The sequence below is a fragment of the Herpetosiphon sp. NSE202 genome (genome assembly GCF_042688385.1).
Lineage (GTDB): Bacteria > Chloroflexota > Chloroflexia > Chloroflexales > Herpetosiphonaceae > Herpetosiphon.
Genome location: NZ_JBHUPY010000010.1, coordinates 157965 through 173358, shown reverse-complemented (window position 1 = coordinate 173358; position 15394 = coordinate 157965). Strand labels below are relative to the sequence as shown.

Annotated in this window: 9 protein-coding genes; 7 read left to right on the top strand and 2 right to left on the bottom strand. The window is 51.7% G+C overall.

Annotation, left to right across the window (positions count from 1 at the left end):
- Positions 1 to 27 precede the first annotated feature (27 nt).
- The 6 genes from nuoL to ACFMKP_RS12840 all read left to right on the top strand — a co-directional run bounded on the left by nuoL (position 28) and on the right by ACFMKP_RS12840 (position 9684).
- Positions 28 to 2238: an NADH-quinone oxidoreductase subunit L gene (nuoL, locus tag ACFMKP_RS12865; protein ID WP_382292395.1), complete on the top strand. Its 2211-nt coding sequence runs from the start codon at positions 28 to 30 to the stop codon at positions 2236 to 2238.
- Positions 2239 to 2250: 12 nt separating this feature from the next.
- Positions 2251 to 3948, top strand: coding sequence for a NuoM family protein (locus ACFMKP_RS12860; RefSeq protein ID WP_382292394.1), 1698 nt, complete (start codon positions 2251 to 2253; stop codon positions 3946 to 3948).
- Positions 3949 to 3966: 18 nt separating this feature from the next.
- Positions 3967 to 5481, top strand: a complete 1515-nt coding sequence (locus ACFMKP_RS12855) for a NuoM family protein (protein ID WP_204753619.1) — start codon at positions 3967 to 3969, stop codon at positions 5479 to 5481.
- 11 nt (positions 5482 to 5492) lie between these two features.
- On the top strand, positions 5493 to 7112 hold the full coding sequence (locus ACFMKP_RS12850) for an NADH-quinone oxidoreductase subunit N (RefSeq protein WP_382292393.1): 1620 nt from the start codon (positions 5493 to 5495) through the stop codon (positions 7110 to 7112).
- Positions 7113 to 7303: 191 nt separating this feature from the next.
- On the top strand, positions 7304 to 9217 hold the full coding sequence (locus tag ACFMKP_RS12845; protein ID WP_382292392.1) for a protein kinase: 1914 nt from the start codon (positions 7304 to 7306) through the stop codon (positions 9215 to 9217).
- Positions 9214 to 9684 carry a hypothetical protein gene (locus ACFMKP_RS12840; RefSeq protein WP_382292391.1) on the top strand — a complete coding sequence of 157 codons (471 nt, stop codon included), beginning with the start codon at positions 9214 to 9216 and terminating at the stop codon, positions 9682 to 9684. Before ACFMKP_RS12845 ends, ACFMKP_RS12840 begins: the two co-directional genes overlap by 4 nt.
- A gap of 212 nt (positions 9685 to 9896) precedes the next feature.
- Here the strand turns inward: ACFMKP_RS12840 and ACFMKP_RS12835 are convergent, their stop codons facing one another.
- On the bottom strand, positions 9897 to 12329 hold the full coding sequence (locus tag ACFMKP_RS12835; protein ID WP_382292390.1) for a hypothetical protein: 2433 nt from the start codon (positions 12327 to 12329) through the stop codon (positions 9897 to 9899).
- Between the two features lie 63 nt (positions 12330 to 12392).
- A complete protein-coding gene (locus ACFMKP_RS12830; protein ID WP_382292389.1) occupies positions 12393 to 14855 on the bottom strand; it encodes a penicillin acylase family protein in 2463 nt (820 codons plus the stop codon).
- A gap of 126 nt (positions 14856 to 14981) precedes the next feature.
- On the opposite strand from ACFMKP_RS12830, the gene ACFMKP_RS12825 reads away from it, so the two are divergent.
- Positions 14982 to 15281 carry a PspC domain-containing protein gene (locus tag ACFMKP_RS12825; RefSeq protein ID WP_382292388.1) on the top strand — a complete coding sequence of 100 codons (300 nt, stop codon included), beginning with the start codon at positions 14982 to 14984 and terminating at the stop codon, positions 15279 to 15281.
- Positions 15282 to 15394 lie beyond the last annotated feature (113 nt).

The window sequence follows — 15394 nt, the reverse complement described above, 5'->3', positions numbered from 1 at the left end:
ATTCGTCCCGAAGTAGGGGACTGATCAATGCCGTTTTTTGATCTTGCGTGGTTGATTCCGCTGCTGCCATTGGCAGCATTTGTGTTGATCACCCTCGTGCCACCGATTGGGCGCTCGCGCAAAGCGTCGTATACCACGGCGTTAGTGTTGCTTGGGCTGGCTACGGTGATTGCCTGGGGTGTTTTGGCACAATCGATCAGCGAAGGATTCCCTAGTGCTCCGTTGGTTACGAGTGTTGCTGCTGAAGCTGGTCAAGAACCAGCGAGTGAAGGCGGCCATGAGGAAACCGCAATTCCAACATTTGGGAATTTCTATCATAAATCGTTTGCATGGGCACCAGATGGCTCAGGGTTTTTCAACTTTGGCTATCGCTTAGATGGTGCAACCGTGCTGATGTTGGCGATGGTCACACTGGCTGCGTGGTGTATTCACCTCTTCTCAGTGGGCTATATGGCTCACGACGAATTCCCCGCAGGCCACCAACGCCAATCGCGCTTCTTCTCCTATATTGCGTTGTTTACCGCTTCAATGTTGGGAATGACGCTGGCAGATAACTTATTGCTGTTCTTTATCTGCTGGGAGTTGATGGGTCTGTGTTCGTTCTTGTTGATTGGCTTCTGGTTCTTCAAGCCTTCGGCCCGCGAAGCTGCCAAAAAAGCCTTTATCACCACTCGGATTGGTGATGTGGGCATGATGTTGGGGATGATGTACATCTACAACAAATCTGGCTCGCTAACCTTCGGCCACGAAGCAGGCCAAATCTACAACGGCGAATTTTTGGAAAGCATCAAAACTGCTGCGAGCTTGATTCCTGGGGTTAGCGCTGCTTCATTGATGGCGTTTTTGGTGTTCCTTGGCACGGTCGGCAAATCGGCGCAGTTTCCGCTGCACGTTTGGTTGCCCGATGCGATGGAAGGCCCAACGCCTGTTTCGGCGCTGATTCACGCTGCAACCATGGTTGCGGCTGGGGTGTTCTTGGTCATTCGAACCTTCCCAATCTTTGCGGTGAGCGATGTGCTGCCAGTGGTCGCCTTTATTGGCGCATTCACGGCCTTGTTCGCAGCCCTAATTGCGGTGGCCCAATATGACATCAAGCGCATTCTGGCCTTTTCGACCTTATCGCAGCTTGGCTTCATGGTGGCGGCGTTGGGGATTGGCGCTTGGGTTGCAGCGTTGTTCCACTTGCTGACCCACGCTTTCTTCAAAGCGCTCTTGTTCCTTGGCTCTGGCTCGGTCATCCACGGGATGGAAGCAACAGTTGGCCATGATCCTGATAAAGCTCAAGATATTCGTAACATGGGTACCTTGCGCAAGTTCATGCCAATCACCTTCTTGACCTATATGGCTGGTTTCTTGGCCTTGATTGGGATTCCACCGTTTGCTGGGTTCTGGTCGAAGGACGAAATTATCCTCGATGCCTTCTTGCATCACCATTATGTGGTGTATGGCGTATTGACCGCCGCTGCCTTCTTGACGGCGTTCTATATGACCCGCCAAATTGTGGTGGTGTTCTTTGGCAAGTTCCGTGGCTACGAACCACGTAAACTGGCCCACGCTGCGGCCCATGGGCATGATGATCACGGCCATGGCGACCACGACGACCATCATCACCATCACGAAGCCCATGATCCCCACGAATCGCCACGCTCGATGACGATTCCGTTGATCATCTTGAGCTTGTTTGCAGTGGGTGCTGGCTTTGTCAATGCAGGGTTCTTGGGTATTCACTGGTTCAGTGATTATGTGAATCCAAAGGGCGTTATTCCTACTCCAGATCCAGTGATTGCCTTGATTGCTACGGTGGTAGCCTTGGCAGGTGCTGGCTTAGGTTTCTTGACCTATCGCAACGCCTTCAAAAATGCCAACGATCGCGACCCCTTGGCTGGCGCTTTGGGGCCAATCTGGACGGCGCTGGAAAATCGCTTCTACATCGACCAGATTTACGATAAAACCTTTATTGCCCTGACCTACGGCGCAGGCTGGTTGTTGAACTGGATCGACCGCCATGTGGTTGATCGGGTTGTTAACTTGACTGGCTTGGTGACCTTGTTTATTGGCCGCGTCAACTTCATCATCGACGACTTCTCGCTGAATACCGTCACCGACGATATTGGCGAAGGCACGATTACGGTGGGCGACGGCGTGCGTCAATCGGCCACGGGCAAGATTCAAGACTACGGTGCCTACATCTTTGGTGGCGTGGTGCTGTTGGCCTTGATTTATATGTATGCCTTCTAGGAGCGTGAGCGAATGCTGAACGAATTTATCAAATTCAGTGATTGGAGCATCACCACGCTAATTGCCCTTTCGCCATTGGTGGGGATGTTGCTGGCGTTGGTATTTCCCAAGCCAGCCCAAAACAGCCGCACCATCGCTTGGGGGGTGTTTGCGTGGAGCTTGGTGCCACTCGGACTCACGCTCTTTTTGTGGCTAAGCGGTGGTTTTAATCCAGCCCTCGCTTCGGTCACTGGCGATCAAGCCATGATCCAGCAAGTGGATCGGGTGCGCTGGGTTCCGTTTTTCAATGCTGACTACTTTGTTGGCCTTGATGGCATGAACTTTCCCTTGGTGTTTTTGACAACTGCACTAACACCAGTCTGTATCTTGGCGGCCTTCCGCATCAAACAACGCCAAAACGTCTATTTGGCCTTGATGTTGTTGTTGGAATCGGCGATGTTGGGCTATTTCGTATCGCTCAACTTCTTGCTGTTGTTCCTGTTCTGGGAATTCAGCTTGGTGCCAATGTTCTTTATCATCAACAACTGGGGTGGTGAAAACCGCCGCTACTCAGCCTTCAAGTTCTTCGTGTACACGATGGCTGGCTCAGTTGGGATGTTGATTATTTTCGAATTTATCTACTTGGCAACTGGGACCTTTGATTTGGTGGTGCTCTCGCGCTTGGCGCAGGGCTTGCCGGTCGACCCAAGCTTGCTTGCACCAAAATTAGGTGCTGGCTATAGCAATGGCGCAACCCTGCAATCGATGCTGTTCAGCGCCGTCGAAGATGTTGGCTTGACCAACATTTTGGGCAATAGCAATGGCACGCCAGCAGCGATTATCTTCTGGTGTATCTTTGTAGCGTTTGCGGTGAAATTGGCAGTTTGGCCGTTGCACACGTGGCAGCCAGACACCTACGAAAACGCTCCAACCAGTGGCTCGATGATTGTTTCGGCAGTAATGTCGAAAATGGGCGCATATGGCATGATTCGCTTGATGATTATGCTGTTCCCCAAACAAACCAATTACTTTGCCCCAGTTTTGGCAATTTTTGCCTTGGCGAGCATCTTGTTTGGCGCATACGCTGGCTTGGCTCAAACCAACCTCAAGCGTTTGATTGCCTACGCATCGATTAACCACATGGGCTATGTGTTGCTTGGCTTGGCGGCAGCAGCTTCGGCAGCGCCAGAAAGCTTGGGCAACTTAGACCTCAATATTCGCATCTCGGCCTTGAACGGGGTGCAAGCACAGATGGTTGCCCACGGCTTCAGCACCGCTGCCTTGTTCTTCCTTGCGGGCGAACTCTACGAGCGGACTGGAACCTACCAGCTTGATCAATTTGGCGGCTTGCGTAAAGTTATGCCAATTTTCGCTGGGATTATGGGTGTGGCGATGTTTGCCAATCTTGGCTTGCCAGGTTTGGCTGGCTTCGTCGGCGAATTCTTTATTTTCCGTGGCGCGTGGGGTACGCAGCCAGTTATCACCACAATTGCCGTTTTGGGCTTGATTGTGACCGCTTTGGTGCTGATCCGCATGTATCAAAAGATTTTCTACGGACCAGTCAACCACAAGCTGACCAATTTGCCTGACATTAAAGTTGGTGATTGGGCCTTCAACGTGACCCTACCGTTGATTATTGTGCTGTTGGTGTTTGGGATTTACCCTAAGCCACTGATGGATTTATCAAACTACGCAGCCACGGTGATGGCTCAGGTCTTTACAAGCCTGTAACGTGGACGGAGTTAAACGATGCATTTGATCGAAAGTTTGCCAGCGGGCATTCCGTACCTGAGCCTCATCTGGTTAGTTCCCTTACTTGGGGCTTTGGTGATTATGTTTTTGCCCAAAGAGCAAAAACAAGCCATGCGGATTATCTCGGCAGTGGTTGCAACGATCTCGTTTGGCCTCGGCTTGTTGGTCTTCTTTGCCTACGACCCCAACGCAGCGGGCTATATGGGCACGAAGATGCAGTTTGTCGAGAAGCTCGATTGGGTTCCGCAGCTCGGCATGTCGTATTTGGTCGGCGCTGATGGGATCAGTTTGCCCTTGATTGTTTTGAACGGGCTGGTGATTTTCACTGGCACGTTCATCTCGTGGAACATTGAAGATCGGGTCAAGGAATATTTCGTTCTGCTACTCTTGTTGGTAGTGGGCGTGTACGGCGTGTTTATGGCGCTGGACTTGTTCCTGATGTTCGTGTTCTATGAATTGGCTGTGTTGCCAATGTACCTGCTGATCGGGATTTGGGGTTCGACGCGCAAGGAATATGGCGCGATGAAACTTACCATTTACTTGATGGTTGGTTCGGCAGCCTTGATGATTGGGATGGTGGCGATTTATGTTGTGGGCGGTACCTTTAATATGGTCGAGCTTTCACAACGCGTTTTCAGCCTCGAATTCCAAAAAATCTTCTTCTTGCCAGTCTTTGTTGGCTTCGCGGTCTTGGCAGGGATGTTCCCCTTCCATACCTGGTCGCCGACAGGTCACGTGGCCGCTCCCACAGCGGTTTCGATGCTCCACGCAGGGGTGTTGATGAAGCTGGGAGCCTATGGCGCGTTGCGGGCAGCGCTCTGGTTGATGCCCAATGGCGCCCAATTCTGGTTGCCAGGGATTGCGGTCATGACCTTGATGAACGTCGTGTATGGAGCATCGATTGCGATGGTCCAGAAAGACTTCAAGTATGTGATCGGTTACTCATCGGTGAGCCACATGGGCTTGGTGATGTTGGCCTTGGCTTCGATGAACGAAACCGCCCTCAACGGCGCAGTGATGCAAATGTTTGCGCACGGCGTGATGACCGCCTTGTTCTTTGCGGTGGTTGGTCGGATGGTCTATGAACGGACTCACACCCGTCAATTGCCCGAACTTGGTGGCTTGATGAAAGTGATGCCATTTGCCTTTGTGGTCTTTATCATCGCGAGTCTCTCGTCGATGGGGATGCCGGGCACGGCTGGCTTTATGGCAGAGTTCACGATCTTTACTGGCGTAATGAACCAATATCCCTTGGTTGCAGTTGTCGCGGCCTTGTCGATTCCGATTACTGCCGCCTATGTCTTGCGGGTTGGTTATATGGCATTTATGGGCGAGGTCAAAGACCCGCACTACCATGATTTGCCACCGCTGACATGGCAAGAGAAATTTTCAGGCACGGTTTTGGCCATCGTGGTGATTGGGGTTGGTTTATTCCCAAGCATCATCATGGATTACATTGCAACCGGTGTCCAGCCAATCGCCCAGCGCATGATTGATCTAGCAGGACGTTAGGGAGGAATGACGTGAATTTTCAAATAGCTGATTTTACGCGGCTCATCCCTGAGTTCTTGATTCTGGCGATTGCGGCCTTGGTGTTGCTTGGCGATGTTCTGACGCGCTGGTCGAAGGGCAAGGAAGCCTTAGCTGAACGCACGGGCGAAGCGATTGCCATGACCTTGATGGGCTTGGGCTTAGCTTTCGTGATGGTCTTAATCCAAGGTGGCTTCTTCAGTTGGGTGCAGATTGGCGATTGGAAATTCTACAATTTCAGTATTTTCCAAAATCTGCGCACCAGCGGCCTTGATGGCAGTATTCTTGGCGGTGCGTTTGTGGTTGATCCACTGACCCACATTGGCCGCTTGATCTTTATCGGTGCAGCTTTTGTGACGGTGGTTTTGACTGGCAAGGCCCGACCTTCGAACAACCCAGCCGAGTTCTATGCCTTGATCTTGTTTGCAACTCTTGGCATGATTTTCATGACCGCTGGCGGCGAATTGATCATGATTTACCTTGGCGTTGAGTTGACCAGTATTCCGCTGTATGTGTTGGCTGGCTACTTCCGCCGCGACCCTGTCAGTAGCGAAGCTGGGGCCAAATACTATATCTTCGGCGCGCTTTCATCGGCAATTTTGCTGTTTGGCATGAGCTTGCTCTTGGGCTTGACCTTGATGAATGGTCAGACCATGAACGCTACCCCAACCAGTTTAAGCTCGGTGAAAACCGCAGTTGAATTGGCATTTGCCAACCCTGAAGGCCCAAGCCAAGGCGTTGCGATTCTGGGCCTGTTATTTATCCTTGCAGGGATGGCCTACAAGGTTGCAATTGTGCCATTCCACGCTTGGTCGCCAGACGTGTACCAAGGTGCACCAACCTCGATGACTGCCTTTATCTCGACGGCATCAAAAACTGCTGGTTTCTTCTTGCTGTATCGGGTGCTGGTAACCGGCTTCGATGCACCAAGCATTATGGGCACGGCAGCGATTGGAGCACCTACGAGCTTTGGTGGTTGGACGAGCTTAGTTGCAATTCTGGCATCGATTACGATGTTGGTTGGCAACTTGGCAGCTCTGCCGCAAACCAACGCCAAACGTATGCTAGCCTATTCATCAATTGCCCAAGCTGGCTTCTTGATGTTGGGCTTGGTTGGTACGCAACGCGATAGCAGCGTCTCGTTTTTGATGTATTTGGTTGCCTACACTGTCACCAACTTGGTAGCCTTCGGGATCTTGGCCGTGGTCGAAGATAACGTTGGTGGCACCGACTTTAGCAATTTGAATGGCTTGGGTCGGCGTTCACCTGGCTTGACCTTGCTTTTGACGGTTGCCGTCTTGTCGTTGGCGGGGATTCCACCGCTCTCAGGCTTCTTTGTGAAGTTCTATGTCTTTATTGCCGCTTGGCAAGAAGGCGCGAAGTGGTTGGTAATCTTCGCAGTCAGCAACACCGTCATCAGCTTGTACTACTACTTGCGCTTCCTCAAGGCCGTTTATTTCGCGCCTGCGGAAACCGAAGAACCAATCAAGGTTGGGTTTGGGCCTGGCATTGTCATGACCGCCCTGACCTTGTTGATCTTTGGTTTGGGGATTGTGCCAACTTGGTTGTATGGCGTGCTTGAACAAGCAACAATTCGGATTGGCGCGCGCTAAACGTCGCGACTCAACCCAAAATCGCTCGCTCGCCTTGTGCGCAGCGGGCGATTGCTTTTTAAGGGAAACACAACCCGCTATCCAAACGTCAATAGTGAAAGAATAGCGGTTGCGCATGAGCATTTAATTCATAAACTCTTGCTATGGTGTGCTAAGATAAATCGGCGTGGTGCAAGCAATAAGAGGCGATCATGACAGACTTAACCAACACAACCTTAGGCAAATATACCCTTGGTCAACCCTTGGGGGCTGGTGGCATGGGCGCAGTCTATCGCTCCATCCATCCTCAGCTTGGGCGGGCTGTAGCGATTAAAATTATCTTAGGCAATGCAACTGAAGATGCCCGTCAGCGCTTTTTGCGCGAGGCTCAAGTGGCAGTGCAGCTATCGCACTCCAATATTGTGCGGGTGTTTGATGTTGATGAAGATAAAGGTATGCCCTTTATTGTGATGGAACTGATCGAAGGCCCAAGCCTGAGCGATGAGTTGCGTCAAGGTCGCATGCCCTTAGAAAAAGTCTTGAAAATTACCACCGAATTAGCCGATGCCTTGGAATATGCGCATAGCCAAGGGATTTTGCACCGCGATATTAAACCAGCCAATGTTTTGATTCGGCCAAATGGCAGCGCCGTGTTGGTTGATTTGGGTTTGGCACGCTTAGCTAATAGCGAATCGCAAGAGCATCAATTGACCCAAAGTGGCATGATTATTGGCACGCTCTCGTATATGGCTCCTGAGCAGATTCAAGCTCAGCAGCTTGATGCGCGTACCGATATTTATGCCTTGGGTGTGTTGCTGTTTCAAATGGTTACTGGGCGTTTGCCATTTGAAGGCGATACGCCGCAAATTATGTTTGGCCATGTGTATACGCAGCCGCCCTCGCCAAGCACCACTGGCGCATTTTTGCCCCTAGCCCTCGATAACTTAATTATGGCAATGATGGCCAAAGCACCGCAACAACGTCCGCCAAGTATGGCCGAAGTTGCGCGGGTTTTGCGCTCGATTATGCATAATGCAGCAACTCCTGGCGGCTATGCAAATCCTGCTGGGCCAGCGGTTGTGCGCCCGCAACAGCCAATGCCCGCCAACTATGCTTCGTACCCGGGCCAAGCAAATTATAATGCTGGCCACCCGAGTCAACCAAGCTATGGCAACTATAGCAATCAGCCAAGCCAAGGCGCAGCCCATCCCAGCCAACCAAGCTATGGCGGCATGCCACCAAGCAGCAATTTACACACTCAGCCCCAACATGGCTCAATGCCGCCAGCGAACCCAGTGCTGATTGGTCAGCCAGCCAAACGCGGTATCTCGCCATGGTTTTGGTTGGCCTTGTTATCGGTCTTTATTATTGGTGGATTGGGCATTTACACGATCAATTCGGCATTTAAAGAGCAGTCGCCCAAAAATCCAGGGGCTGTGGCCCAAATTCCTAATGTGACGATTGCAGCGCCTGAACCAAATCCTCAGGGTAATAAACGTCCAACCATAACTCCCTACAAGAAGCCTGAGCCAACCGTTGCCCCGGATACTGCTAATCAGTTCACTATTTCCAATGTTGGCTCGCGGCGAGCTGGCTCAACCTTATTGATGTTTGGCATGATCACCAATAAGACCAATACACCCAAAGGTGCTATTCGGATTGATGTTAGCTTTTTGGCTGGTGATAAAGAGGTTGAGTTTGAAACGGCGTATGCAATTATCTCGGTGATTGGCCCTGGTGAACGTTCGCCATGGCTTTTAGCAATTAATGAAGCGCCTGAGTATGAAACGCTTAAGTATGAAGTATTTGGCAACGATAGCAAATATGCAAATGCCTTTGAATATCCTGATCTGCGGGTTGACGATTTGGAAATTAAGCCTGATGGCTTGTTTTATGAAGCATCAGGCAAGATTACCAACACAGGTAAAAAACGTACGCGTAGTGTCACAATTTATCTTGTTTCGTACAACGATAAAGATGAAGTGATTGGGCTTGATATGCTGACTCCTAGCAATGGCACGTTATCGCCCGATGCGACTGCGCGCTTCGAGGGGAGTGTCTTGATCAATACGGGTGAATATAAAATTGCCCGTCATGAGACTTTTGTTCGAGGAACGATTGAATGAAACATGTATGGCTTGGTTTGATCTTGCTCTTTTTGGTAAGCTGTGGCGGAGCAACGCCAACCAGGGTGCCTGCTACGGCCACAACTACTGCCACCGCAACCACCGCGGCCAATCCAGAGGTGTTGTTGACCTTTGCCCAAACTGGTGGGATCGCTGGCATCAACGAAACCCTGACCGTTTGGAGCGATGGCAAGTTGGAGTTAGCCAGCGTTAGCGCCTCAAGCACCTTGCGCGTCGGCGAGGCCACACCCGCCCAATTGAGTTCAATTCAGGCGCTTTTGAACGATCCTGAGTTTGCCAGCCTTGCTGCTAGCTATGGCAATTTGGGGAGTTGCTGCGATATGTTTAGCTATACGCTGACCACGGGCAATAAATCGATCGCCACGATTGATGGCGCTGAGTATCCAGAAATTCTGGCCAATTTGTTTGGCGAATTGCAAACCCTCAAACAAGCGATTCCGCAATAAGCAACGATTCCCTCACCCCCAGCCCCCTCGCCCACTGAACGCGAGCGAGGGGGAGCACCCGTGTTTACCAACAAATTGTGCAAAAACCACGGCATGAAAGCCCCTCTCCCGCGCCACGGGAGAGGGGTTGGGGTGAGGGGATCTCAAAACCGACCCCTGTAAGCCAGCCTCCTCGCCCGCGCCACGGGAGAGGGGGCTGGGGTGATGGGTATCTACCAACTTACGTTAACGGTGCCTGTGGCCTTGGTTAGACGCACTTCGAGGTAGCGGCTTGGGCCAATGCTGCGCTCATGGCCAAATGAGACTAGCCCGTTAATCGTCAGCTTGACGTTTGCAGGCGCATCGTTGGGCAAGAATAATTGCAGCGTGGTTTCTTGGCCGCTGCCAGTAAAATCAAGTTGAAACCCATTTGTTTGGCGTTGCCAGCGATAGCTTACATACCCTTGCGAGGCTGCATAGCGGGCCGTAACCTGCGCTTGCTGCACTTCTGGCTCAACAATCCAGCGCGGGCTAAGGATGGCATGCTGATAGAGAGCAGCTTGATCGGTCACGCCCGCCGCGCCTTCGATCAGTGCTGCCAGCATTGCGGTGCTGCCCCAACCATCGGTCGCCAGCGTCTGCGGGCCAGAAACGCCAGGATTGCCAGCAGGGTAATACCATAAATAGCTACCGCCTTGGGCTTCGATCATTTGAGCGTAGCGGCGTAGAATATCAAAGCCATAGGCTGGCTGGCCCCAGCGAAAGGTTCCACGTGCCAACTCGCCGCCAACTAACGGCATCCGCCCACCATTAACATACTCGCCTGGTTGATTGCCCCAGCCCGGGGTTGTACCAAAGCGTTCTGCTGGAAATGGCGGATCGATGCTGAACCATTCGGAGGAAAGGTTGCTTGAATCGGCTACTCGGCGTTGATAATATTCGTCGATAATCGCCAAGGCGCGGCTGGCTTCCATGCCATAGCGGTTGAGCGCATACGAGTTGGAGAGCGAAAGTTGGCGCGCCTCGTCAACCTCTGGAATATCAAATGGCTGCTCTAAAACATTGTGAATGTAGAATTTACCATTCCATGCAACTTGGTTAAGCTGCTTGGTCAGTTGTTGTGAGCGGATGAGCCACTCATTGGCTTGCGCAAAATTGGCTTGGCTTACTTCGAGTTTGCCAAGCAACGCTAGCGCATGGGCCATCCCAGTATTATCGCCATGCATAATCCCAAAGCGGGTTTTTGCATCGATCCAATGGCGCGGTGAGCTTTTGCCATCGGGAGCAATCGTCGGCCCGCCATATTCAAAATCCCACGTATCAATCGTATAGGGGCGGCGAATCAGTTGCAGGTCTGGATTCCAGCGTTGTGGATCGCTGAGGCTGTAGTTGATACCTCGCAACATGGCTGGTTTTTGCTCAAGCATCCAACTGCTGTCGCCAGTTGCTTGCCACGCCTGATACACGCCTTGCACAAACAGATATTCTAAATCGGCCTCAACCTCGATGCGGCCTTGGACTGGCTCGCCATTGACCATGGCAAAATAATCATCAAAGGCCCCATTGGCTTTTTGTTCACGCCGAAAATAATCAAGTGTGCTGGTCATATCGTGCTCAAAATAGCGATAGCCCAAGCCTTGATGCACATGGTCGCGCAGCCAAATCAGGTAGCTGTCGGGCGAGCGATAGCCGCGAATCGGGTAGCCATTGTATTCGTAGCTCGAAACATCGTTGCGCAGAAATTCTTCAACTTTGCTGGGCATGGTGTCGTAGGCGGCAACCCCGGTTTGAATGCTGGTGCGCGCATCAAGCTGATAAATGCTGCTGTTGATTGCCGCTACTTTGCCTTCGATTAGCAACACGGCATAATGTTGGCCCAAAGCTCCTTGGGCTTGCAGTTTGAGGCTTTGGCTTTGGCCAGTGAGGTTCAAGTTTTGGCTGGTTTCAAGCTGGCCTGCACTATCAACAATGCGTAGGCTGGCAGGGCCAACATACGTGCCAGCATCGATTTGGATGATCAATTGCTCAAGTGGTGTTAATGCTGCTTGTGGCCCGCTTAGCGTGGCCCGAATTGGGCTTGCTTGGCGTGTGCCATTCAAGAGCCAACTTGCTTGCCACTGCCCAAGCGGGCTAAGCTTCGTTTGTTGGCTGGCTGGATCAACTGCCAGCAGTTGTTGCTCGAAATATTGCATCGTGGCGATTTTGCCCGTCAAGGGGTTGGTTTCAGTGACGGTTTCGGTGATGGGATTGCCGAGGCTGTTGGCTTCGCCATTGGCTTGCCAAAAGCTGAGAAATGGTTCGCAGATTGAGCGTTTGCTGCTTTCAACCCACAAACATTGCTTGGTTGGCAAATGCTGACGTTGGTTTTGCCAGGTGCGGCGGCTAGCTTGAAACAGATCAAGCCCAAGCTTGGCGGGCACAACTTGATTGTTGACCCAATGCAGGCGTTGATTGGCAAAATATTGCACCAACTGCCCATCGAACCACAACGCCTCGCTAATTGGCTCACCAATTAATCCTGCACCACCATTAGCCTGCCAAAATTCTTGAAACTCGGCCTGCACTTGGTAACTCGTGGTTTGGGCATTCGCCAGCTTGGTGCTTGGGTTTGGCACGAAGCTCAAGCCAATTAATAAACATCCCAACCAACAAAAAACTCGGCTCATCATACCTTCCGTAGCGTGATTGGCGGGCTACTGGTGTTGCAGCCAGTAGCCCGAATTAAGGCTCTAGGGTTGTAATTGTAACATTTTCACTTCGCCAGTGTTGACCGCGCTACGGCCATAAAGCATTGGAATGTACTCAACTTTCTGCCAGCGTTCAAGCAAATCGTCGTAGTGCGGCGAGAGAAAATGGCCTGCTTGGCCTGGCGCGTTGATCATGCGGCTGTTGGCAAAATCGCCCAAATCGATAATATGGCGATAAATTGGGCCACGATCTTGATCAAACGGCCCATCATCGGCAATATGGCCGACGTTGACCGTGCTGCCATCGCCTTGGCTCTCGATCGCTTTGCTGAAAAAGCCGCGCAACGGGCCAATGGCATCAAGTGGATTGTGCGGAAACAAGGCAAGGTGCAATCGACCCCAGCGCCATTGCTCCATCGGCGCATCCTTCTGGCGGAAGCTTAAATCTTTGAGCGCCACATCGAGCGCTTGGGTCACCATCGCATTACAATTTTCAGTTGCGCCAGTGGTTGTTACGTCGTCGCACCAAGGGTTGTTAGGGTCTTGCAGCATGGCCGGAATCGCCAGATCGATCAGTTGACGGCGTTGGCCATAGGTTTCAAGCAAGCTTTCGCCTAATTCATCACCAACAATTGGCACGGTCAAATAGAAGGCCCAAGCTTGAAAAATACTGGCCGCTGGTTGATCGCCGGCGGTGCTGTAGTTCCAGTTTTGCAGCATGGCAATTGCTTGGCGTTGCTGATCGTTAGTTGGTTGCACCAACTTGAGCAACACAGGCAGAAATTCCTCTGCATAGCTCGAATGGACATCAGCTTGAATTGCTGCCATATCGTCCATGGTTAAGGTTGGTTTGGCTTCGATCATGCTGGTAATGCGTTCGGCGCGAAATGGCGTGGCCCACTCGTGGCTGAGAAAATATGGGTAACTATCGGCCACCACTTTGTTATTGGCGGTGGCAATATAGCCTTGAGGCGGGTTGTAGCTTTGGGGCAATTGCTCAAATGGAATAAAACCTGTCCATTCGTATTCGCCAGAAGCGCCATCTGCTGGCAACGTGCCATCGCCCTTGGCCCGAATTGGGATATTGCCAGGCGCAATGTAGCCAATATTGCCATCAACATCAGCAAAAACAAAATTTTGCACTGGCGCAACATAGCTTGCTAAGCCAGCCCGAAATTCTTGCCAATTCTGGGCTTTGTTAATCGCAATATAAGCGTTGAGCGTGCTATCAGTCTCATCGAGCGCTGTCCAGCGGAAGGCCAAGGCCTCGCGTTGCGGCGCGTCGGGGTCGTCGGCGTTATTGGCATTCAGCGCATCAGAAATCAACGGGCCGTGGCGACTAACCCGAATCGTCAGTGGCAGGAGGCCTTTATCTTTGACCCGAATCGTATCGCTGATGATTGTCAAGGGTTCGTAATTGCCCTTAAACATGGCTTTGGTGCCAGTTGGGTCGAGCGTTTCGCGATACAGGTCTTGCACATCGGGGCCGGTATTGGTTATGCCCCACGCGATGCGCTGATTGTGGCCAACAATCACCCCGGGCAAGCCGGGAATGGTTGCGCCAACTGAGTGTAGCTCGCCGCCTTCAAGCTCGGCCATATACCAAATTGAAGGCGTGCGAAAGCTCAAATGCGGGTCGTCGGCTAATAACGGCTTGCCTGTGGCCGATTTGCTTGGGCCAATCACCCAATTGTTCGAGCCAACCCCAGCAATATTGCCGCCGCCAATGCCCAACCCTTGCTCAACCCGTCGACTGAGCGCCAAGAGCTGTTGGGCTTGGCCGCCAACGGGGGTTGGCAAAATCAGTGGGCCAGTGCTCGGGTAATGAGGCAAGAGATCCTTGGTTTTTTCGCTGCCTAGTTTGGCCATCAATTCCATGGTCAATAATTCGGTCGAATAATTGCCGCCCAAATCCCATGACATCATCTTGGCCCAGCCGAGCACATCAGCGCCAACCCATGGCTCTGGCTCGACTCCAATTAAGCTGAATTCGGGTGAAAGCTGGCCGCCGCTGTGTTCAGCCAAAAAGCCATTGATTCCACTGACATAACTATCAATCACTGCTTTGGCGGTTGCATCGAGGTTGGCATAGGCGCTTTCGGCAGCGCGATACACGCCAAGTGTGCGCAAAAAGCGGTCGGTTTCGACCGTGGTTTCGCCCAAGGCTTCCGAAAGCGTGCCACGGGCGATCCGGCGTTGAAACTCCATCTGCCACAGGCGATCTTGGGCGTGCACATAGCCTAAGGCCATCAGCGCATCGGATTCGGTTTGGGCATAAATATGTGGCACGCCATTGCTATCGCGTAGCACATCGACTGGCGCACTCAAGCCAGTGAGGGTTAATGTGCCCTCGGTAGTTGGCAACGAACGGCGTAAATAGAGATAGCCGCCGCCACTGGCAAGGAGAAGGATTAGGACAACAATTAACAAAAAGCGCGAAAAGAGAATTAACCAACGCTGAAAGGGTGGACGATCGCGTAATGAGCGTTTGGCTGGTGTTGCCACGAGCAGACTCCTTTGTCCAAGCTGAAACCTTTTACGATGATCCTGCGTCTTACTCGCACGCAAGTTCGTCAGATAGATTGAGATAGTATAAAATTAAACAGTTCGTGTGTGTTTAGGAGCGATAGAATGTCAAATCAATCACGTCCATTGGTTCGTCCGACACAAGGTCGGGTTATGGCTGGGGTTTGTGCTGGGCTGGCTAACTATTTTGGCATCGATCCAACCGTTGTACGGGTTGCTTTGGTTATTTTCACCCTCTTCGGTGGCTCAGGGATTTTGGCCTACTTAATTGGTTGGGCAGTTATGCCTGATTATACTGGCAGACGGGCTGGTGCTCCAATTATCATTGCCTTGTTGCTCTTCGGCATTCCCTTTATGTGTTTCTTGATTTCATTGCCATTCCAACTTTTGTTTGGCGGCAACTAAAACTTAACTGATTCGATGGCGCAGTGATTCAAAACTGCGCCATTTTTTTATTTAACCGGTGCCCGTTTTTAACAAATGTGTAGCGTCATCTATGACTCGATTGTTATGCGATT